Source organism: Pseudomonas sp. AP19 (assembly GCF_001728855.1).
Taxonomy (GTDB): Bacteria; Pseudomonadota; Gammaproteobacteria; order Pseudomonadales; family Pseudomonadaceae; genus Aquipseudomonas; species Aquipseudomonas fluorescens.
In genome coordinates this window covers 185,683-206,403 of record NZ_LXJP01000004.1, presented here as the reverse complement: position 1 = coordinate 206,403, position 20,721 = coordinate 185,683, and the positions used below count along the sequence as shown (strand labels likewise).

Annotated in this window: 16 protein-coding genes and 1 pseudogene; 10 read left to right on the top strand and 7 right to left on the bottom strand. The window is 63.6% G+C overall.

Annotated features, from left to right (window positions below):
• The 5 genes and pseudogenes from A7D21_RS06120 to A7D21_RS06100 form a co-directional block, all read left to right on the top strand.
• Window positions 1–432 (top strand): annotated as a pseudogene (locus A7D21_RS06120) (P-type conjugative transfer protein TrbL); the annotation flags it as partial.
• 29 nt (window positions 433–461) lie between these two features.
• Window positions 462–1,166, top strand: coding sequence for a conjugal transfer protein TrbF (gene trbF / locus A7D21_RS06115; protein ID WP_004883108.1), 705 nt, complete (start codon window positions 462–464; stop codon window positions 1,164–1,166).
• The gene (trbG, locus tag A7D21_RS06110) at window positions 1,163–2,155 is read left to right on the top strand and encodes a P-type conjugative transfer protein TrbG (RefSeq protein WP_004883112.1); all 993 of its coding nucleotides are present in this window, start codon (window positions 1,163–1,165) and stop codon (window positions 2,153–2,155) included. Before trbF ends, trbG begins: the two co-directional genes overlap by 4 nt.
• A gap of 2 nt (window positions 2,156–2,157) precedes the next feature.
• On the top strand, window positions 2,158–3,438 hold the full coding sequence (locus A7D21_RS06105) for a TrbI/VirB10 family protein (protein WP_004883119.1): 1,281 nt from the start codon (window positions 2,158–2,160) through the stop codon (window positions 3,436–3,438).
• Entirely contained in the window at window positions 3,435–3,677 is a 243-nt protein-coding gene (locus tag A7D21_RS06100; RefSeq protein WP_004883121.1) for a DUF2274 domain-containing protein, read from the top strand. The genes A7D21_RS06105 and A7D21_RS06100 overlap by 4 nt, the downstream gene beginning before the upstream one ends.
• Window positions 3,678–3,982: 305 nt before the next feature.
• On the opposite strand, the gene A7D21_RS06095 is transcribed toward A7D21_RS06100, so the two are convergent.
• Window positions 3,983–4,891, bottom strand: a complete 909-nt coding sequence (locus A7D21_RS06095) for a LysR family transcriptional regulator (RefSeq protein WP_141718199.1) — start codon at window positions 4,889–4,891, stop codon at window positions 3,983–3,985.
• Window positions 4,892–4,992: 101 nt separating this feature from the next.
• Between A7D21_RS06095 and tam the strand changes: the two genes are divergently transcribed.
• On the top strand, window positions 4,993–5,754 hold the full coding sequence (tam, locus tag A7D21_RS06090; protein WP_053258267.1) for a trans-aconitate 2-methyltransferase: 762 nt from the start codon (window positions 4,993–4,995) through the stop codon (window positions 5,752–5,754).
• 21 nt (window positions 5,755–5,775) lie between these two features.
• On the opposite strand, the gene A7D21_RS06085 is transcribed toward tam, so the two are convergent.
• Window positions 5,776–6,339, bottom strand: a complete 564-nt coding sequence (locus A7D21_RS06085) for a cysteine hydrolase family protein (RefSeq protein ID WP_053258266.1) — start codon at window positions 6,337–6,339, stop codon at window positions 5,776–5,778.
• 242 nt (window positions 6,340–6,581) lie between these two features.
• Between A7D21_RS06085 and A7D21_RS06080 the strand changes: the two genes are divergently transcribed.
• Together A7D21_RS06080 and A7D21_RS06075 are read left to right on the top strand one after the other, a co-directional pair.
• Window positions 6,582–7,691 carry a DUF3182 family protein gene (locus A7D21_RS06080; protein WP_053258265.1) on the top strand — a complete coding sequence of 370 codons (1,110 nt, stop codon included), beginning with the start codon at window positions 6,582–6,584 and terminating at the stop codon, window positions 7,689–7,691.
• Window positions 7,681–8,436: a S9 family peptidase gene (locus A7D21_RS06075; RefSeq protein WP_069551255.1), complete on the top strand. Its 756-nt coding sequence runs from the start codon at window positions 7,681–7,683 to the stop codon at window positions 8,434–8,436. Before A7D21_RS06080 ends, A7D21_RS06075 begins: the two co-directional genes overlap by 11 nt.
• A 32-nt stretch (window positions 8,437–8,468) precedes the next feature.
• Here A7D21_RS06075 and A7D21_RS06070 read toward each other — a convergent pair whose 3' ends face one another.
• The 4 genes from A7D21_RS06070 to A7D21_RS06055 form a co-directional block, all read right to left on the bottom strand.
• On the bottom strand, window positions 8,469–9,425 hold the full coding sequence (locus A7D21_RS06070; protein ID WP_053258263.1) for a lysylphosphatidylglycerol synthase domain-containing protein: 957 nt from the start codon (window positions 9,423–9,425) through the stop codon (window positions 8,469–8,471).
• Complete coding sequence (clsB, locus tag A7D21_RS06065) at window positions 9,415–10,677, bottom strand: cardiolipin synthase ClsB (protein WP_069551254.1); 1,263 nt, start codon at window positions 10,675–10,677, stop codon at window positions 9,415–9,417. The genes A7D21_RS06070 and clsB overlap by 11 nt, the downstream gene beginning before the upstream one ends.
• Complete coding sequence (locus A7D21_RS06060) at window positions 10,674–11,453, bottom strand: endonuclease/exonuclease/phosphatase family protein (protein ID WP_069551253.1); 780 nt, start codon at window positions 11,451–11,453, stop codon at window positions 10,674–10,676. Before A7D21_RS06060 ends, clsB begins: the two co-directional genes overlap by 4 nt.
• Before the next feature lie 109 nt (window positions 11,454–11,562).
• Window positions 11,563–12,765: an MFS transporter gene (locus tag A7D21_RS06055; protein ID WP_053258260.1), complete on the bottom strand. Its 1,203-nt coding sequence runs from the start codon at window positions 12,763–12,765 to the stop codon at window positions 11,563–11,565.
• 176 nt (window positions 12,766–12,941) lie between these two features.
• On the opposite strand from A7D21_RS06055, the gene A7D21_RS06050 reads away from it, so the two are divergent.
• Entirely contained in the window at window positions 12,942–15,062 is a 2,121-nt protein-coding gene (locus A7D21_RS06050) for a mechanosensitive ion channel family protein (RefSeq protein WP_069551252.1), read from the top strand.
• A 130-nt stretch (window positions 15,063–15,192) separates the two neighbouring features.
• On the opposite strand, the gene A7D21_RS06045 is transcribed toward A7D21_RS06050, so the two are convergent.
• Entirely contained in the window at window positions 15,193–19,440 is a 4,248-nt protein-coding gene (locus A7D21_RS06045; protein WP_069551251.1) for a DEAD/DEAH box helicase, read from the bottom strand.
• A 166-nt stretch (window positions 19,441–19,606) separates the two neighbouring features.
• Here A7D21_RS06045 and A7D21_RS06040 point away from each other — a divergent pair, with 166 nt between their 5' ends.
• Window positions 19,607–20,497, top strand: coding sequence for a sugar nucleotide-binding protein (locus A7D21_RS06040; protein WP_083272158.1), 891 nt, complete (start codon window positions 19,607–19,609; stop codon window positions 20,495–20,497).
• Window positions 20,498–20,721 lie beyond the last annotated feature (224 nt).

Here is a 20,721-nt window from a genome sequence, read left to right as displayed (position 1 = left end):
GCAAAGCTGGCCGGGAGCGGCGCACGCGCCGCCACGTCGGCGGCCAGCAGCGCCAAGTCCGCATTCCAGGCCGGTTCCGCCGCTGCGGGCGGCGGGGCTAAAGGCGCGGCTGCGGGCCTCGGCAATGTCGCCAAGACCGGCGCGCAAGCGGCAGGCCGCCGAGCTGCATCGGGCGCTTCCGCTGCCGGTCAGAAGGTGGCCGACTCCTTCCGGGCAGGATGGAACGGTGCGGATGTCGGCGCTGCCGGTTCCGGCCAGGCCGCCGCAGGCGAAGGCGCAGCCAGCGCGCCGAAGCAAGAGCAACCCGCCTGGGCAAAGCGGATGCACCGCCGCCAGCAGATCACCCATGCCGCAACCACCGCAGCCCACACGCTGCGCAGTGGCGACGGCGGCGGCTCAGGGCAAGGCCCAAGCCTGCGCCCCGATGCGTGACCCGATACCTGACCACCAAGGAGAACCCTATGCGATTCAAACGCCCGCAGGTGCGCTATGCCGACACGCCGCAGCCTGCCACCCCGTACCAATCCGCCGCGCAGGTGTGGGACGAGCGCATCGGCTCGGCCCGCGTCCAGGCCAAGAACTGGCGTTTTATGGCCTTCGGCTGCCTCACGCTTGCGCTGCTGATGGCCGGTGGCCTGGTGTGGCGCTCGGCGCAGTCCATCGTCACCCCTTACGTCATCGAGGTCGATCAGTCGGGGCAGGTGCGCGCCGTCGGCGAAGCCGCCACGCCGTACCGGCCCGCCGATGCGCAGATCGCGCACCACCTGGCGCGCTTCGTGACGCTGGTGCGCTCGCTGTCTATCGATCCCATCGTGGTGCGGCAAAACTGGCTGGACGCCTACGACTACACCACCGACAAAGGCGCGGCGGTGCTCAACGACTACGCCAGCAAGAACGATCCTTTCGCCCGTGTTGGCCGCGAGTCGGTGACGGTGCAGATCACCAGCGTGGTACGCGCCAGCGATGCCTCGTTCAACGTCCGTTGGACGGAGCAACGGTTCATCAACGGTGCCCCCGCCGGGACCGAGCGATGGAACGCGGTGCTTTCCACCGTCCTGCAAACCCCGCGCACCGAACAGCGCCTGCGCAAGAACCCGCTGGGTATCTACGTCAACGGCCTGTCGTGGAGCCGCGAACTGGATTCTTCTGAAGGAGCCAAGCCATGAACCTGTCTTTCCGCTTATACGCTTTCGCGCTGACCGTGGTGGCCCTGTCGGGCTGCGCTTCGCAGGGCAAGCCGCCTCCGTCCATTTCGCTCGATGAGCCGGTGCAGGCACAGCCGCTGCCGGAGCCGCCTGCTCCAGTGGAAGTCGTCGCCATGCCCGAGCCGCTGGCGCTGCCAGCGCAGTTGAAGCCGCTGCACGAGTTGGACGCGGCCCCGGCTAAGCCGGAGCCGGCCGATGAGAAGGTGCGCGTTTCCCGTGCCAATGCCGAGGCGCGCATCGCGCCCACGCGCGAGGGCTACGTCAATGCGATTCAGGTGTGGCCCTTCACCGATGGTGCGCTCTACCAAGTCTATGCCGCGCCGGGACGCGTGACCGTGGTTTCCTTGCAGCCGGGCGAGGAACTAGTGACGGTCGCAGCCGGCGATACCGTGCGCTGGATCGTCGGTGACACGTCCAGCGGCAGCGGCGACGCGATGCGCATCAATGTGCTGGTCAAGCCCATCCGCTCAGGCCTCAAGACGAATTTGGTCATCACCACCAGTCGCAGAACATACCTGCTGGAACTGACCTCGACGGAAAAGGCATGGATGGCGTCGGTGTCCTGGGACTACCCAAAAGACCGGATGTTGGCCTTGCAGCGCCAGTCGCAGGCGGCTAGCGCCGCCGCACCGGTCGATACCGGACTGTCGCTGGAGAAGATCCGCTTCCGATATTCCGTCTCAGGCAGCAATCCGCCGTGGAAGCCGCTGCGCGCCTTCGACGATGGCGAGAAGGTCTATATCCAGTTCCCGCCGGGAATCGCCCAAGGCGAGCTGCCACCGCTGTTCGTCATCGGCGCGCAGGGCGACGGACAACTGGTGAATTACCGTTTTCGCTCGCCTTACTACATCGTGGATCGGCTGTTCGGCGCGGCCGAACTGCGCCTGGGCGGCGACAAGGGTGACGTGGTGCGTATCGAACGCACGGATGGCTTGGCGCGGAGGAACTGACCATGAGCCAGGACGACACTCCCGACCTCGCCACGCCGCATGCGGGCAAGGTGGCACCCGAGGCAGTTGCGCTGCGCGCCCAACCGCGCCCGGTCACGCGCCTGAACCGGCGCACGCTGGCCATCCTCGTCGGCGGTCTCTCGGTCGCTGTGCTCGGCGCGCTGATGTGGTCGCTGCAACCGCAGCGGCGCGGTGCAGGCGAGCAGACCGAGCTTTACAACGTCGATCGCGTCTCGAAGTCCGAAGGGTTGGACGCGCTGCCGGCGGACTACTCGAAGCTGCCGCCCCCCTTGGCGGCATCCGTGCCGGAGTTGGGGCCGCCGCTGCCAGGCGATCTTGGCCCGGCCATTGTGAAGTCGCAGCAGCCGGTGACGGCCGCCTACGCGGCCCCCGGCAACGACCCCAACGACGCGTTGCGCAAGGAAGCCGAAGCAGCAGCGGCATCGGCGGTGTTCTTCCGCTCTGGTTCGCAGAAGGCCGCGCCGGTGGCGCAGACACAGGTAGCCGCTGCGCCGGGCTTCACCGCCAATGCGGCCTTCGACCCGCTGGCGGCCGGGCCTGCGTCGACGGCGGCCCAGCCCGCCGACCCGACCGCCGTGCAGAACCGGCAAGACCAGAAAGAGGCATTCCAGAAAGCCGGAACCACGGAAGCCCGTGATTCCGGCAACCTGACGCTGCCGGCGTCGCCGTATCAGGTCATGGCCGGAACGGTGGTCGCCGGGGCGCTGGTGACGGGCATCAAGTCGGACTTGCCGGGCGATGTGATCGCCACAGTGACGGAGCCGGTCTATGACACGGCTACCGGCAAGTTCCTGCTGATCCCGCAGGGGTCACGCATCCTGGGCAAATACAACAGCCAGGTCAGCTACGGGCAGAGCCGCGTGCAAGTGGTGTGGAACCGGATCATCCTGCCCGACACGTCTTCGCTCAAGCTCGACAACTTGGCCGGCACCGATCCGGCCGGCTACGCCGGCTTGGAAGATGATGTGGATTGGCATTGGGATCGCGTCTTTGCCGGTGCGGCACTGACGACGCTACTGGGCATCGGTGCCGAACTGGCTGCGCCGGAGAACCGGCAGGACGGTGATCGCGTCATCATCGCCGGCCGCGATAGCGCCCAGGACAGCATCAATCAGGTCGGTCAGGAGATGACCCGGCGCAACCTCAACATCCAGCCCACCTTGACGGAGCGCCCCGGCTTGCCGGTTCGCATCATCGTCAACCGCGATCTGGTGCTGCGGCCGTACCAGCCACTTTTCTTCAACAGGGGGACTTCGCGATGACGACGCGCAAGCTACGGCTCGGGCCGCTGCCGAAAACGGAATCCACGAAGCTGACTTTTGCTTGCCCGGCCAGCCTGAAAGCCGACCTCGACCGCTACGCTACGCTGCACGCGCAGACCTACGGCGAGGCGGTCGATGCCACGGTGCTAATTCCGCACATGCTAGAAGCCTTCATGGTCGGAGATCGGGGATTCAGGAAGGGAGGCGCGGGCAAGGCCGCGCCGCCGAAGCCAAGCTGATGATGCCGGTTTCCGCTGGCGGCCATCCCTCAAACGCGCAGCCCAAGGCTGCGCGTTCTTCATTCTGGAGGACGGCGACCGATTGGGCTATGAAGACCAAACGCGGCTACCGCCTGCAGGCAACCGCCCCCGATGCAGCACGCTCGGGCTTTCTACCGCGAAGCTCCTATGTGGCTCCCAGCCCACAACGCCACAGCCCCGCAAGGCGGCCCGAAGTAGAGCCAAACCCGCACCCCATATAGACTTCCGGCCATCAGGCTGATTTCAACAATCGCTTGACTGCGGACATTTTTTATTGCCCACGCTCAAGCCTCCCTCGCAGCCGCTGTCACTACCAGCTCCTTGAAACGCTGCAAAACCGCCGAGCCGTCACCGAGGCGCGTCGCCAAATGCAACGGCGCTACCAGGCTGCGGCACTCCGTGAGTTCGCGATAAACAATGCCGTCGCCGCGCAACCGTTGCATCGACGCCGGTACGATAGATACCCCAAGGCCCGCCGCCACCAGGCTCAGCGTCGCGGTCATGCGCGGTGCCTCCTGGACCACTTGCGGGCTGAACCCGGCTTCCCGGCAGGCCACCAGAATTGCGTCATACAAACCCAGCCCTACGCGGCGGCGGTAAAGCACAAACGCTTCGGTTGCCAGGGCGGCCAAGGGCAGGGGTGATAGAGCGTCGAGTGCCAGCGGATGGTCGGTCGGCAGCGCCAGCAATATGGGCTCCACCAGAATCGGTTCGTCCTGCAGCGAGCGGGTGCCAGTGAGCGGCGAGCGGATAAACGCGGCATCGAGTTTTTCATGGGCCAGCGCGTCCAGCAGCTCACCGGTGCCGGCTTCTTCCAGCACCACCGAGACACCGACAAAGGTTTCGCGAAACAGCCGCACTATGCTGGGCACAAAAGGATGCAGTGCCGCCGAGCTGGTAAACCCAATCGCCAGTCGGCCCCGTTCACCCCGAGCCGCGCGACGAACCACATCGGCTACATCGTCGGCCCGCGCCAGGAGTGCGCGCGCTTCATCCAGCAACGCCAGTCCAGCCGTGGTCGGGCGCACACCGCGAGGCAAACGCTCCATCAATACAACGCCGAGTTCGGCTTCCAGGCTTTGCAGCATTCGCGTCAGCGGCGGTTGTTGCATGCCCAGGCGTTCTGCGGCGCGGGTGATATAGCCTTCCTCGGCAATCGCCACGAAGGCTTTAAGCTGGCGAAGTTCCAACATAGGCATACTTTCAAGGTATGGGAGGTTGCCAATCCTGGCATTTGTTCTCATGGCTCACAAGATTTAGGCTGTCGCCAACCTCAAAAAGAAGGAGCGCCGCGATGACCTGGTCAGCCAAGCAGTACACGATGTTTGAACAACAACGTACGCGTCCGGTCCGTGACCTGGTCGCGGCGATTCCCGCAACCGACGTGCGCACCGCCGTCGACCTGGGCTGTGGCCCTGGCAATTCCACTGAGGTATTGGCCGCACGCTTCCCGCAGGCGCACGTCACCGGTATGGACAGTTCCGACGATATGTTGGTCGATGCCCGCAAGCGCCTGCCGGCACTGAACTTCGAATTAGCGGATATCGGCGCCTGGAATCCCGCACACACCTTCGACGTGATTCTGGCCAACGCTTCCCTGCAATGGCTGCCGAATCACGCCACGCTCTATCCGCACCTGATCAACCAACTGACGCTGGGCGGCACACTGGCGGTGCAGACTCCGGATAACCTCGACGAGCCTGCCCATCGACTCGCTCGCGCAGTCGCGGCCGAAGGGCCATGGTCGGTAAAGATTGGCGCGGTTAAACACAATGAGCGGCACACAGCGAGCTACTACTACGAGCTGCTGAGCAAACATTGCAGCACTGTCGACGTGTGGCGCACCACTTACCTGCACCCGCTGGCGGATCATGCGGCAGTGGTGGAGTGGTTCAAGGCTTCGGCGTTACGGCCGTTTCTCGCGCCATTGTCCGATAGCGAAAAAACCGCGTTCCTGCAGGACTACCAGGCGCGGATTACCCAGGCCTACCCAGCCCTGGCCGATGGCACCGTGTTACTGCCCTTCCCGCGCCTGTTCATCATCGCAACGCGCTGAAACCCGGCAAACAAGCGGTGGTCACACAGCCGCCGCTTGGCTCTGCAGATACTCATCCGCCGACATCACGCTGGCGTAGGCAAAGCCCAGCGATGCCATAAAAGCCCCCTGCACTTGGGCCGCCGGAATCACCTGCCCGTTGAACTCCAGATCCCGCGTAGCGCACGCATCGTGAATCAACGTGACCTTGTAGCCCAGGTCCGCGGCCGCGCGCACGACGCCGTCGATGCACATATGGCTCATGCTCCCAACCACCACCACTTCGGTGATGGCGCGTTGTTCCAGGACGGCCTGTAGATCGGTGCCGCGAAACGCATTCACGAAGTGTTTAAGCACCACTGGCTCACTGCCTTCGTTCAGCACCTTGGCGTGCAGGTGAGCGCCCTCGGAACCCGGCGTGAAGAAAGGCGCGTCTTCGGAGGTGAACTCATGGCGTACATGAATCACGGCATCGCCCGCCTGACGAAACGCCTGCAGTAGCTGGGCTGCCTTGTCCGCCGCAGCCTCTACGCCGTCGAGCGGCCACTTGCCCTGGGGGAAGTAGTCGTTTTGTATGTCGATCAGGATGAGCGCTTGCTTGGCCATAACGGGTTCTCATGATGGGTGGATAGGCCCAGTATCTTAGCTGGCACCGGAGAAGAGGGCGGGGCGAGTCGTGCAGAACGCCGCGTATTTAGCGCGGCTTCGTGCAGAATCAGGCAGGCCTACTGCCATTACTTTTTCAGTAACGGATTGATTTAACAACCCTCCTGTTCCGCCGCGCCTTGGCTTGATCCGTGCAACCCTCTCTGCACACACACACATGGCAGGATGGCCAAGGGGGACGCATGACCCCGACTCAACGAAAAAAATGGGTGGTTGCTCACTCCACGAGAGACGGTGCGCCGCAGCACGAAGTCGACACCAACCGCGCCTTGGCGCGATGGCTGGCGCAGATACTCGGGCTTAAATTCGGCGGCAGCTATGACCCCCAACGCCATAGCGACCGTGACCTGTATCTGTTGCCCACGCAAACCCTGATCGGCGCGGCCCAAGCACTGCGGCTGAATGTAAAAGGGCCGCAAGACCTGTGGGGTGGCTATGTCGATTACGATTTTATCTGCACCAAAGCCATCACTCATGGCCTGTTAAGCCCGGATGCCACGGCGCCTGAGGGCTGGTCGCCGTTGTTTGGCGAGCGCGTGCGCGACGTTGTTCTTGAGGGTTTCAGTGTGTTCGCGTTGCAGGATGCGCGGCCCGCTGCCAGGCGCTTGCTCAGTCGCGGGCCGATTCGTCTGAAGCCCGTGCATGCCTGCGCTGGGCGCGGCCAGGAAGTTATCCACAGTGTCGACGCATTCGAGGCCCTGCTGGCCCGGCCCGATGCAGCGCAGTTGTTCAGTGAGGGCGTGGTGCTGGAGCAAGACCTGCACGAGGTAGTCACCCATAGCGTGGGCCAGAGTTTTATCGGCGATCACCTGTTCAGCTACTGCGGCGAGCAATACCTCACTCAGGACGGGCAGGGCGAAGACGTCTACGGCGGCTCCGACTTACTGGTGGTGCCCGGTGCTTACGAGGACTTGTTAATGCTCGACCTGCCCGCCGACGTGCGTGAGGCCATCGAGCAGGCGCGGGTTTTCGACAGCGCCGCCAACCAGGCCTACCCTGGTTTCTACGCGTCACGACGCAATTACGACATCGCCCAAGGCCTGGACAGTGATGGCCAACGCCGCAGCGGCGTGCTTGAACAGTCCTGGCGCATGGGGGGCGCCAGCAGCGCAGAGGTCGCGGCGCTGCAGAGCTTCATCAATAACCCCGGCCTGCGCGCTATTCGTGTGTCCTCGGTGGAAACCTACGTGGACCAGGCGCTGCCGGCGGATGCCATTGAGGTGTACCGCGGCCCGGCCGAAAACAGCGACTTTCTTCTCAAGTATGTGACGGTTAATTCTTATGACGGCTAGAAGCGAAAGCATTGCGATCGATATCGACGACGAACAGATGAGCGGCACGTTCCTGACCCCCAAATCGAAGGTCCCAGGCGTGCTGTTTGTGCACGGCTGGGGCGGTAGCCAGGAGCGCGACCTGGAGCGGGCCAAAGGCATCGCCGGCTTGGGGTGTGTGTGCCTGACGTTCGACCTGCGTGGGCATGCGAGCACCGGTATTCCGTTGTCCCGTGTCACTCGCGAAGACAACCTGCGCGACCTGTTGGCCGCGTACGACCGGTTGCTGTCACACCCGGCCATCGACACCTCGGCGGTGGCGGTGGTGGGCACCAGTTATGGTGGCTACCTGGCGGCGATTCTCACCTCATTGCGCCCGGTGCGTTGGCTGGCGCTGCGGGTGCCGGCGCTTTACCGTGATCAGGAATGGCTCAAACCCAAGCGCGACCTGGATAAGGCCGACCTGATGGATTACCGCAGCACACGGGTGCACGCCGAAACCAACCGCGCCCTGCATGCCTGTGCGCAATTCACCGGCGATGTGCTGATTGTCGAATCGCAAACCGATGACCATGTGCCGCACGCCACCATCATGAGCTATCGCGCGGCATGCCAGCAGACCCACTCCTTGACCCACCGCATCATCGACGGCGCAGACCATTCGCTCAGCGATCCGGTGTCGCAGCAGGCCTACACGTCGATCCTGGTCGACTGGATTACCGAGATGGTCGTGGGCGAGCGCTTGAGCATCATCCAATCCCAATAACGGCGGCGCTTTGGGGAGCCTTCAACACCTGGTCAAGCAGGGGTTTTCTTCACCCGCAACGCTTTGGCTTTGGCTTCGACCGCGAGGTACATGACCAGCGCAATCAGCAGCGGCAAAATAAAGTAGATCGCCCGGTAGGCAATCAACCCGGCAAGCAAACTGCCGCGCGACGCTTCATGTTGCATCAGCGCGATAAACACCGCCTCCAGCACCCCCAGCCCGGCCGGGATATGGGTGATGACCCCGGCAATCGCGCTGATCAGCAGGACCCCCAGCACCAACGGATAGTCCAACTTGGCCGGCAACAAGGTAAAGATCACCGCCGCCATCAATGACCAATTCAACGCGCCCAACGCTAACTGCAAACACGCCATGCGCAGCGACGGTAAATTGATCTCGATGCCTTTGATCGACCACGCGCGTTTTTTCGAAAACCGGCAGGCCGCCAGATACCCGAGACTGGCCAGCACCAGCAACACACCAATGCCCTGCAACGCATCGGTGCTGACCTTCCAGCCCGGCGGCATCGTCACCCAGCCGCTGCTGAACACCACGCCGGCCAATGCCATGTAACCAAACCAATTGGTCGCCAGGCTCAGCCCAAGAATCTTCGCGATATTGCTGGTGCTCACCCCGAGCCGCGAGTACAGCCGGTAACGCATGGCGATCCCGCCGACCCACGCGCTCAGGTTGAGGTTGAACGCGTAGCTGATGATCCCCACCGGCAAGATCTGCTTCCAGCGCAATGGCTGGCGAACATAGGTGCGCCCGATCAGGTCGAAGCTGGCGTAGACGAGGAAACTGCACAAGGTCAGCCCACCGGCCATCAACAATGTGCGCAGCTTGAAGTCGCCGAGCGTCTGCAGCACTTCGCTCCAGTCGATGCGCCGCGCCAGCAGGGTGAACAGCACGATCAGCAGCAGGAAGAAGCCAATCGTCAGCGGCTTCTTCCAGCGTTTGAATCGCGAACCCTCAGTATCAGCGTTCATCGGGCTGGCTCTGGAATGGTTTCAAACGGGGTTTATGCGCCGGTAGCCAACCCGTCAGCGCGGGGAAATGGCGCATCACATGAAATACCAGGAAACCGACGGTCAATCGCCACAGCCACAGCCGTGGCTTGCGGTTTTCCGGCATGGTCCGGCAATGGTCTTTGGCGAGGATGGCCAAGCGTTCATACAGCTGTTGGTTGAAGGCGCGGTCGCGAATCAGCACGTTGGCTTCCAGGTTCAGCGACAGGCTCAACGGGTCGAGGTTGCTTGAACCCACGGTGCTCCAATGGTCATCCACCAGCGCGACTTTGCCGTGCAGCGGGCGTTGGCAATACTCGTGAATCACCACGCCGTCCTTGAGCAAATAGTCATAGAGCATGCGCGCCGCCAGCTTGGCCAATAGCACATCAGGCTGGCCCTGCATGATCAATTGCACCTGCACGCCACGGCGCGCGGCGTTGCGAATTTCGCGCAGCAGGCGGTAGCCGGGAAAGAAATACGCGTTGGCGATTACCACACGTTGCTGGGCCTTGCTCAGCGCGTGGATATACGCTTCTTCGATGTCGTCGCGATGCTGCACGTTGTCGCGGTAGATCAGGCGCACCAGCCCGTCGCTATTATCAGTTGTCCACAGCGCGGGCCGTTGCTGGCGCCGCCGCCAGCCGCGCCGCGTGCGCACCTGGCGACCACTTTGTGCAAGGGCGAAATGATGCAGGTCGGGCACCGCCGGGCCTGTCAATCGCAGCGCATAATCCTGTTTGGCTTCGGGGCCGAAATCCCCGAGGTGGTCGGCAGAAAAGTTGATCCCGCCGATAAACGCCACGGTGGCGTCCACCACCACAATCTTGCGATGCAGGCGGCGAAACCAGTTGGTGCGAACCCCCAACATTTTTGGTGCCGGGTCAAACATCTGCACCTCCACACCCGCCGCTGCCAGCTCGCCGAGAAAGGCCGGGCTCAGTTCGCCGCAGCCAAACCCATCGAGGCTGACCACCACCTTCACGCCACGTTGCGCCGCCTCTATCAGAATGCCCTGCAACTCATGGCCGACCTTGTCTTCAAACAGGATAAAGGTCTCCAGCAGAATCTCCCGCTGCGCCTTGCGCATGGCGTCGAAGACGCTCGGAAAGTACGCCTCGCCGTTTTCCAGCAACTCGATCTGGTTGTTGCTCTGCCAGCCGTAATCAAGATCACGCGCTTTCGCTTCATCCGGCGGCTGGTCGGTGGCGATGTGTTCTACCGCAACGTTCATAACTCGATCTCCACTGACAGCGGCACATGGTCAGACAAATGCGACCACGGCCGGGTCGTCAGCACCTTGGGGTTACGAATGTTCAAATTGCGCACATAGATGCGATCCAGCGGCAGCAACGGCAGGCGTGCCGGGAAGGTTCGGGCGGGCTTGCCGTGGGTTTCGACGAACACTTCCTTGAGGCCGCTCTCGCTCAGGTCAGCCTGCTGGCGCCAGTCGTTGAAATCACCGGCGACGATCAGCGGCGTATCGGCGGGGATCTCGCGAATGCGCTGCTCCAGCAAGCGCAATTGTTGCTGGCGATGCGCCTCGCGCAGGCCCAGGTGCATGCAGATCGCATGCACCTCCTGCCCGGAGCCGGGCAAGCGCAGCACACAATGCAGCAGGCCACGGTTTTCATGGCCGCTTTGCGAAATGTCGAGGTTGTCGTAGCGGATGATCTGAAATTTCGACAGCAGCGCATTGCCATGGTCGCCATGCGGGTAGACCGCATTGCGACCGTAGGCGAATTGCGGCCAGATGCTGTCGGCGAGGAATTCGTACTGCGGCATGTTCGGCCAGTCACTGTAGTGCTGAGGGTGGCGTTCGTGAGTGCCGTGAATCTCCTGCAGGAATACGATATCGGCGCCCACGCTGCGCACCGCCTCACGCAGCTCGGGCAGAATGAAACGTCGATTCAACGCAGTGAAGCCCTTGTGGATATTGACCGTCAGCACCGTGAAGCGCGTGATGGCGACGCTGGGGGTAATGGGCACCCAGTCGGGAATCGCAGCCATGATTGCTCCTGTGAAAGAGTGGGGGCGTGGCCCCCGTTTAAGGCTGACTGCGATGTTTCGAGGAAAGTTTCCACCTTCCTACGGACGGCACGCTCAAGACACGGCGGGATCAGTGGCCGGCCATCACGCGCGTCGAGGGCTCGGCATACACCGGTCCCCGTCGGTCAAGGCGTCCGCTCCAGGCGGTCAGCGCGAGGGCGACCAACACCACCAGGCCGCCGATCCATGCGGTATGGATCAGCCCCATGTGCGCCACGATCAAGCCGCCGGCCCACGCGCCCCCGGCGATTCCCAGGTTAAACGCGGCGATGTTCAAGCCCGAGGCCACATCCACCGCCTGTGGCGTGTGATGTTCGGCCTGGCGCACCACGTACACCTGCAGGCCCGGCACGTTGCCGAACGCGACTGCGCCCCACACCCAGACGGTGGCCAGCGCCAACCATGGGTTGCTGGCGGTCAGGGACAGGATGAACAGCACCGCGGCGAGCAGCGCAAAGATGATTGTCAACGCGCTGATCGGGCCGCGTTTGTCCGCCAGCTTGCCGCCCCAGATATTCCCGGCGGCTACCGAGATGCCATACACCAGCAATACCAGGCTCACAGTGCCGGCGCTGAAGCCCGCGATGTCCTGGAGGATGGGGGCCAGGAAGGTAAACGCGATAAACGAACCGCCGTAGCCGATGGCGGTCATGGCGTACACCAGCAACAAGCGCGGCTGCTTGAGCACCTGCAGTTGTTGCAGCAGGGATGCGGGCTTGCTGTGGGCGATGGTGTTCGGCACGTAGATCAAACTGCCGATAAAGGCGAGCACACCCAGCGCCGAGACGGCGAGGAAGGTTTCCCGCCAGCCGAAGTGCTGGCCGATAAAGGTGCCCAGCGGCACGCCGGTGACCAGCGCGACGGTCAAGCCGGTAAACATGATCGCAATCGCACTGGCGGCTTTTTCCTTCGGCACCAGGCTGGTGGCGATGGTTGAGCCAATCGAGAAAAACACCCCGTGGGCCAGGCCGGTGACGATCCGCGCCAGTACCAGCGATTCATAGCTCGGTGCCTGCCAGGCCAGCAGGTTGCCGAGGGTAAACAGCACCATCAGCGACAGCAGGAGTAATTTACGTGGCACCTTGCCGGTGAGGGCAGTGAGCACTGGCGCGCCGATGGCTACGCCCAGGGCATAGAGGCTGACCAACAGGCCGGCGGACGGCAGGTCAACGCCGAGATCGGCGCCGATTGTGGGTAACAGGCCAACGATGACGAACTCGGTGGTCCCGATGGCAAAAGCGCTGAGGGTCAGCGCGAGCAACGCAATAGGCATGGCTGCAACTCCGGTGGGTGTGATTCAGGAGCGCAGTGTCTGGGTTTGGCCTATGCGGAAAAAGGCAGCGATCGGCATTTGATATTTGCCCTGGGCGCAAAGGTGCCGAACGGGGGGAACGATCAAGGCTCAAACCCGTCAGTTCCTTACAGACCTTGCTGATGGAGCCCGGTGTTTTGCTGAATCTAAAAACTGCATTACTGTTTGGCGCGCTGCTGTTCTTTGGCAATGGTGCGTTGCAAGCCGCGACACCGGCGCCCGCCGCCGCACCGGCCACAGCCGCAGCCGAAACCAAGCCCGAGCTGTTGGTGGAAGGCGGCCTGTTGGGGGCCATCAGCTCCAGCATTGACGACGTGCAGGACAAACTCGACCTCAATCAGAACCTCATTGACGCCTGGCGCTTGCGCGCCGACCGTGCGGCGGATGAAGTGGGGCGCCTGGTCAACCAGACCGCCGAACGTTCGCCGTGGAGCGTGGCAGGCGATTTCCTGTTGCTGTCCGGCGTGTGGGCGGGGGCCTTTGCGGTGTTGACACTGCTGGCGCGCGTCATCGTGCGGCGCTTGAGTCGGCGGCGTTTCGTCGAGCGGCGCGCGCGTCTGCAAGCGGTGCTTGGGTATGTGTTGCCGTATACGATCCCGGCGCTGATCTGCCTGCCGCTGACCCTCTACGTCAGCCACTTTTTACCCACGTCAGTGGGGCGCGCGCTGGCGCTGTGTTTCGCCTACGCTACCAGCAGCGGGATCTTTTCCACCTCGATGCTGTTGTGCGTGATCGTCATGTTCAACCTCGGCCACAAGCGCCCGGCGGTGCAGATCATTCGTGACTACTGCCCCAAGCCGCTGTTCCTGATCGGCTTTCTCGCCGCCCTCAGCGACGCGTTGACCAGCCCGCAAATCGCCCGCCAGCTCGGCGGCAATATCACCAGCAGCATCGCGGTCTTTACCGGCCTGTTTGCCGCGGTGATTTTCGGCGTGCTGGTGGTGCGTCTGCGTCGCCCGGTCGCGCATTTGATCCGCAACCGGCCGTTGGCCCAGCGCCTCAAGCACCCGGCGCTGCAGCAATCGCTGCGGGTGTTTTCCGGGCTGTGGTACTGGCCGATTCTGTTGATGGTGCTGGTCTCGGCAATCAACCTGATCGGTGCCGGTGACGACAACCAGAAGGCGCTGCGTTGCGCGCTGTTCACCACGATTCTGTTGATCGGCACGGTGTTCCTCAGCACGGTTTTACAGCACCTGTTCAAGTCCCGCAGCCAGGTGGCGATCCAACGCAGCAGTGCCTACAAGGAGCGCTTCCTCAGCCTGCTACACGCGATCTTGCGCATTGCGATGGCCATCGCCTTTATCGAACTGCTTGGGCGCATCTGGGGCGTGTCGCTGTTCGAATTTGCCCAGCGCAACGCAGTCGGCCGGGCGATCAGCGATTCGCTCAGCAGTATCGGCCTGATCCTGCTGATGACCTGGTTGTTCTGGGTGGTACTCGACACCGCGATCCAGGAGGCGCTCAAGCCACCGGTGAACAAACGCTCCAGCCGCCAGCCGAGCACGCGGGTCAAAACCATCCTGCCGCTGCTGCGTAACGCGGTGAAAATTGTGCTGGTGGTGATTTGCGCGATCACCACGATGGCCAACCTTGGCATTAACGTGGCGCCGCTGCTGGCCGGTGCCGGTGTGGTCGGCCTGGCCATCGGTTTCGGTTCCCAGCAACTGGTACAGGACGTCATCACGGGCCTGTTCATCATCATCGAAGACACGTTGTCCATCGGCGACTGGGTGGTGCTCGACTCCGGCCACGCCGGCACCGTCGAAGGCCTGACCATCCGCACCCTGCGCCTGCGCGACGGCAAGGGGTTCGTGCACTCGGTGCCGTTCGGGCAGATCAAGGCGGTCACCAACCAGTCGCGGCAATTTGCCTATGCGTTCTTCTCGGTGCAGTTCACCTATGACACCGATGTGGACAAAGCCGTGGAACTGATCCGCGAGACCGGGCAATCGATCGGCGATGACGTGTTCCTCAAGTACAACCTGCAAGGGCCGCTGGAAGTCTTTGGCGTGGACAAGATGGACCTCAACGGCGTGGTGCTCACCGCGCAATTCCGAACGGTGTCGGGCGGGCAATATGCGGTGAGTCGCGCGTTTAACCAGCGCTTGAAAAAGCTTGTGGATAACTGCGATGCGGTGCACTTCGCGCAGACTTATCCACAGCAGGTGCTGTTGCCCAAGCGCACGGCGCGGGTGGATGAGCCGGATGAAGAGGTGCCGGCGTCGCGGGTGTTGACGGAGCAGCCGCGTACCCAGTAGCTATGGGACGGCTGGTCGGGCCTCATCGCGGGCAAGCCCGGCTCCCACACTCGACCGAGTACAGGGTTGGAATACGGTCAAAATGTGAGAGCGGGCTTGCTCGCGAAGAGGCCCTCAAAGCCAACCCACTTCAATGCCTGATCAACTTCTCCTGAATCGCCCGCAGATCCTGCTCCAGCAGAATCTGCTGCTTGCCGCCGACCATCACCGCCGCCGGCACGCCGTCACGGTACACAATCCGATTGCCGCTCACCGCCGGCACCTTGTTCCCCGGCAGCAGTGTGCCCACCAGGTTCAGCGGATCAGCCCCGCACACGGCAATCAAACTGCCGTCATGCGGCCTGCGCCGTACTTCGCGCAACAACGGGATGGCTTCCGGCAGCGCAAACTGCTCGCCCGCCAGCCCGCTGACAAACCGCCCGCCACGAATCTCGCCGCGCGCCTCCAGCCGATGGAAGGTGTGCAGCAGTTCGCGCCAGCTCGGCAGCCAATCCGCCTCGCGTTCCAGCAGCCGCCAGAACACCACGCCATAGCGGCGCAGCAAGGTCAGCGCCACGTGCTCCAACGTCTCCGCCGAGTGCGGCCCGGCGGCGGCGGACGAGCGGCGCACCAAGGCCCAGCGCCCGGCGTCGTCCATGCCGCCGACATACGCCCCGCGCCCGCGCCGGCTGCTGCGCGCCAGGCGCTTGCTGGCGGGTGTGGTAAGGGCGCGCAGGCCGGCGAAGCTGTCGGCGTTCACCAGCCCCGCGCCTACCAGTTCCTGTAATGCGATCTCCAGTTCGCTGCGCAGCAGATGGGCCTCGTGCACCAGCTCATCGAAAAACAGCGCGCCGTGTTCGCGCAGGGCCAAGTGGACTTTCTGCGCCTTGGGCGACAGCGTGGTGCTGTCGGTGAGTTCGGTCAGGCCGCTCCACAACGGCACTTGGCTGCGGGGCAGCAGCACCACGGGCGTACTGCGCAGCGCAATGGCGCTGGCCTTGTTGCTCAAGCGCGTCCACACCAGTTTGCCGCTGCGGCACAACTCGTCGAGCCAGGTCGAGGTGTAATCCTTGAGTCGAGCGCTGAGCAAGTCACTGTCCCAGGCCGACGTGGCGGCAGCGTAGCCTTCGAACTGGCTGACAATCTGCGGCAACATCGCACTGCCGTGGCCGCGCGTGCCGTCGGACAGGTGCTGCCAATCGAACAAAAAGCGCATGAAGTCCTGCAATGCCACCGGCTCGATTTCCCGGCGCAGGCGCCTGACCGTGTAGCGATGAATCCGCGCGAGCAGATGCCGCTCACACCATTGCTCGTGCGTGGCGCCGGGGCTGAAACGGCCGCGCAGCACGTAGCCTTCCTGTTCCAGGCGCGCCAGTGCCGGCGTGACGTCTGCCACCGGCAGGGCCAGCGGCGCTGCAATCTCGCTCAGGCTCAGCGGGCCAAACCCGCCAAGGCGGGCACGCAGCACTTCCGCCAGCGCATCCTCGACAGTCCAGGGCTCATCGAAGCCCGGCAGCAACGGCAGGTTGTTGGGGTAGATCGCCTGCACACAACTCAAGCGCTCCACGGCGACCCAAAGGCCATTCTTGAGTTGATAGGCGCGCCCGCCCTTGGCCAAGGCATGCAGCCACTGGGCCCATTGCGGCGTGACCTCATCCGCGGCGATGCAGGCCAGGCTCATCAACGCCTCATGCATTTCGTCCAGGCTGTTGGGGGCCGGCCACGCTTCCTCGCGCACGCCGGCGATGGCTTCGGCATCCAGTGCGCCGAGGTCGTCGGTGCTGTGCGGGTCGCTCCAGCGCCGGTTGAGCACCGCCTGGGTGCGGCGTTCTTCCAGCGGGGCGTCGTCGAGAAAGGTGTAGGGGCGCGCGCTGAGAATTTCCGCGGCCATGGGCGAGGGCGCGGGCAGGTCGCGGCTGATCAGGCGCACCTCGCCGCGTTCCATGCGCCGCAACAGGGTCAGCCAACCTTCGCTGTCCATGGCTTCGTGCAGGCAGTCGTCGAGGGTTTGTTCCACCAGCGGGTGTTCGGGTATCTCACGTTCGCCGGCGAGGTTTTCCAGGCAGGCGATCTGGTCGGGAAACACGCTGGCAATCAGGTCTTCGCTCTTCATGCGCTGGATCTGCGGCGCGACCTTGCGCCCGCTGGTATAACGCGGCAATGCCAGGGCCACACTGGCATTCCAGCGCCAGCGCACGCCGAACAGTGGCGCATCCAGCACCGCCTGGATCAGGATGTGCTCGGCGCTGTTGCTGTTCAGGTAGCGCCACACCTCATCCAGCTCAAAGCTGTGGCTGGTGGACAGCGACAGCACGATCGCATTCTCACTGGCCGCCGCCTGCAATTCAAAATTGAAGGTGCGGCAAAAACGCTTGCGCAGGGCCAGGCCCCAGGCGCGGTTGAGGCGGCTGCCGAACGGTGTATGGATGATCAATTGGGTGCCGCCGGAGGCGTCGAAAAAGCGCTCCATGATCAACGTGTCCTGGGACGGCAGGGCACCAAGGGCCAGGCGCGCGCGGGCCAGGTAATCGAGGATTTGTTCGGCGCTGGCGTGGTTCAGGCCAAGGCTGGCGGTGAGCCAGTCCTGAGCGGGTTGCAGGTCGCCGGGTGTGGCGCTGAGCAGCGCGTCCAACTGCGCCTGAAAACGCGCCACGGCCGCCGACAATTCATGGCTGCGCCCCGGTGCTTCACCGAGCCAGAACGGGATGGTCGGCGGTTGGCCATGGGCATCCTCGACGCGTACCTTGCCCGCCTCGACCCGCAAGATCCGGTAGGACGTGTTGCCGAGCTGGAAGATATCCCCGGCGATGCTTTCGACCGCGAAGTCTTCGTTGACGCTGCCGATATTCAAGCTCTGAGGTTCAAGCAACACGCTGTAGTCAGCGTTATCCGGGATGGTGCCGCCGCTGGTCACGGCGGTCAGCCTGGCACCACGGCGGCCGCGCAGGGTGTGGGTTACGGCGTCGCGGTGCAGGTAGGCGCTGCGGATGCCCTGGCGGCCGTTATAGCCGTCGGCGAGCATCTGCAACAGCGCCTGGTAGTGGCGCGGGTCGAGGTTGGCGTAGGGCGCGGCGCGCTGGATCAGCGCCAGTAGCGCCTGCTCCGTCCATTCACGGGCGCTGACTTCGGCGATGATCTGTTGGGCGAGTACGTCCAACGGCGCGACCGGGATGTGCAAGGTGTCCAGCTCGCCCCGACGCACGCAGTCGAGCAAGGCGGCGCATTCGATCAAGTCGTCGCGGGTGGTGGCAAACAGGCGGCCCTTGGGCGTGCCGCCGACCTGGTGGCCGGAGCGGCCGACCCGTTGCAAAAAGCCGTTGATCGAGCCAGGTGAGCCGATCTGGCAGACGAGGTCGACATCGCCAATATCAATCCCCAACTCCAGCGACGCGGTGGCGATCAGTACTTGCAGCTCGCCGGCCTTGAGCCGTTGCTCGGCGTCCAGGCGCATTTCTTTGGCCAGGCTGCCATGGTGGGCGGCGACGCAGGTCTTGCCCAGGCGCTCGCTCAAGTGCCGGGCCAGGCGTTCGGCCAGGCGTCGGGTGTTGACGAAGATCAGGGTGGTGCGGTGTTCGCGGGCGAGCGTGGCGAGGCGGTCGTAGACCAATTCCCACACGTCATTGGCCATCACCGCCGACAGCGGCACCGGCGGCACTTCAATACCCAGGTCGCGGGGGCGGGCGTGGCCGATATCGACGACGGCGCATTCACGGCCAGTGCCGACTAAAAAGCGCGACACCGCCTCGATAGGCTTTTGTGTGGCCGACAGGCCGACGCGGGTCAGCGGCTCGCTGCACAAGCCTTGCAGGCGTTCCAGGCTGAGGGCCAGGTGGCTGCCGCGTTTGCCGGCGGCGATGGCGTGGATTTCGTCGATGATCACCGTGCGGGTGCTGGCGAGCATGTGCCGGCCGGAGTCCGAGCCGAGCAGCACATAGAGCGATTCGGGGGTGGTCACCAGAATATGCGGCGGGCGTTTGCGCATCTGCGCACGGTCTTTTTGCGGGGTGTCGCCGGTGCGCACGGCGGTGCGGATCGCAAGCGGCGGCAGGCCCATGCCCTGCAACTGCGCGGTGATACCGGCCAGTGGGTTTTGCAGGTTGATCTGGATATCGTTGGACAGCGCCTTGAGCGGCGATACATACACCACCAACGTTTCATCCGGCAGTTGCCCGCCGTTGGCCAGGCCCTGATGCACCAGGTCGTCCAGCACCGCGAGGAATGCCGTCAGGGTTTTACCGGAGCCGGTGGGCGCGGCGATCAGTGTCGAGCGGCGCTGGCGGATCAACGGCCAGGCCTGGGCCTGGGCGCGGGTCACCGAGGGGAACGTGCTGCGGAACCAGGCGCTGACGGCGGGGTGGAAACCGTCCAGGACCGTGTCCGTTGATTCGGGAAGGCTCATTCACAATTTATGCGGCCGACCGGTGCAACTTGCAACCCCGCACTTTATAAGTGACGGTTGCGCTACAAACCCGCAAAATGCAACGATTCTGGCAAACACCCACGGCATGGCTCACAAGGCCGCCGATAATAACCATCGTTCCAAACAGACCGGGCCTGCACACTCTATGCGAATGCGCCTTATGTTACTGGGCGGCGGGAATGCCCTCGGGCAGGCGCTGATTCGCCTCGGTGCAGAGGAAGACATTGGTTTCCTCGCACCCAAACCGCCCCAAGACGGCTGGGATGCCGCAAGCCTCACCCAATTGCTCGACGACACCCGTCCCGATGCGTTGATCAACCTCGCCTACTATTTCGACTGGTTCCAGGCCGAAGCGGTCAGCGAAACCCGCTTGGCTGCCCAGGAGTTCGCGATCGAGCGCCTGGCCGAACTGTGCCAACACCACAACATCACCTTGCTGCAACCGTCCAGCTACCGCGTGTTCGATGGCTCGCGTGCCACCGCCTACAGCGAAAAGGACGAGCCGGTGCCCCTGGGCCTGCGTGGCCAGGCGTTGTGGCGCATTGAGCAAAGCGTGCGCGCCACCTGCCCGCAACACGTGATGCTGCGTTTTGGCTGGCTGCTGGATGACAGCGTCGACGGCACCCTGGGGCGCTTCCTGGCCCGTGCCGAGAAGCCGGATGAATTGCTGATGGCCGACGACCGACGCGGTAACCCGACGCCAGTGGATGATGCCGCACGGGTAGTCATCTCAGTGCTCAAGCAACTCGATTGCGCGGCGCCGCTGTGGGGCACGTATCACTACGCCGGCCATGAGGCGACCACGCCATTGGCGCTCGGCCAGGCGATTCTCACCGAAGCGCGCAACTACCATCCGCTGGCGATCGAGTCCCCGACCGCCCAGGCCCACGCGGCACGGCCGGATGCGGCCGATGAACCGCAACATGCGGTGCTGGCCTGCAAGAAAATCCTCCACACCTTTGGCATCAAGCCACGGGCATGGCGGGCGGGGTTACCGGCGTTGCTGGATCGGTTCTACCGGCACGGCCAAACATAGGAAAAAGGCGCCTGAAACAGGCGCCTTTTTTCTATGGAAGCGGTTGCACAATACCAAGCCGACCGTCCCCCTATTACGTTCTTCCAAAAATGGCGGTTTCTGGCAATTAAGTCGGCGCTCTAAAGTTGATGCTCATTCTCGCGGGCTTAATTCGTTATAGCGTCGGATTAATATTAATTGATCGCCAAGTTTTTCAAGTGGCCGACGTGCGAGCAACGCCAGGG

Bases quoted from the DNA above. Each gene is read 5' to 3' on its own strand.
- trbF (WP_004883108.1), top strand. From the start codon at position 462: ATGCGATTCAAACGCCCGCAGGTGCGCTATGCCGACACGCCGCAGCCT.
- trbG (WP_004883112.1), top strand. From the start codon at position 1,163: ATGAACCTGTCTTTCCGCTTATACGCTTTCGCGCTGACCGTGGTGGCC.
- A7D21_RS06105 (WP_004883119.1), top strand. From the start codon at position 2,158: ATGAGCCAGGACGACACTCCCGACCTCGCCACGCCGCATGCGGGCAAG.
- A7D21_RS06100 (WP_004883121.1), top strand. From the start codon at position 3,435: ATGACGACGCGCAAGCTACGGCTCGGGCCGCTGCCGAAAACGGAATCC.
- A7D21_RS06095 (WP_141718199.1), bottom strand. From the start codon at position 4,891: ATGTTGGAACTTCGCCAGCTTAAAGCCTTCGTGGCGATTGCCGAGGAA.
- tam (WP_053258267.1), top strand. From the start codon at position 4,993: ATGACCTGGTCAGCCAAGCAGTACACGATGTTTGAACAACAACGTACG.
- A7D21_RS06085 (WP_053258266.1), bottom strand. From the start codon at position 6,339: ATGGCCAAGCAAGCGCTCATCCTGATCGACATACAAAACGACTACTTC.
- A7D21_RS06080 (WP_053258265.1), top strand. From the start codon at position 6,582: ATGACCCCGACTCAACGAAAAAAATGGGTGGTTGCTCACTCCACGAGA.
- A7D21_RS06075 (WP_069551255.1), top strand. From the start codon at position 7,681: ATGACGGCTAGAAGCGAAAGCATTGCGATCGATATCGACGACGAACAG.
- A7D21_RS06070 (WP_053258263.1), bottom strand. From the start codon at position 9,425: ATGAACGCTGATACTGAGGGTTCGCGATTCAAACGCTGGAAGAAGCCG.
- clsB (WP_069551254.1), bottom strand. From the start codon at position 10,677: ATGAACGTTGCGGTAGAACACATCGCCACCGACCAGCCGCCGGATGAA.
- A7D21_RS06060 (WP_069551253.1), bottom strand. From the start codon at position 11,453: ATGGCTGCGATTCCCGACTGGGTGCCCATTACCCCCAGCGTCGCCATC.
- A7D21_RS06055 (WP_053258260.1), bottom strand. From the start codon at position 12,765: ATGCCTATTGCGTTGCTCGCGCTGACCCTCAGCGCTTTTGCCATCGGG.
- A7D21_RS06045 (WP_069551251.1), bottom strand. From the start codon at position 19,440: ATGAGCCTTCCCGAATCAACGGACACGGTCCTGGACGGTTTCCACCCC.
- A7D21_RS06040 (WP_083272158.1), top strand. From the start codon at position 19,607: ATGCGAATGCGCCTTATGTTACTGGGCGGCGGGAATGCCCTCGGGCAG.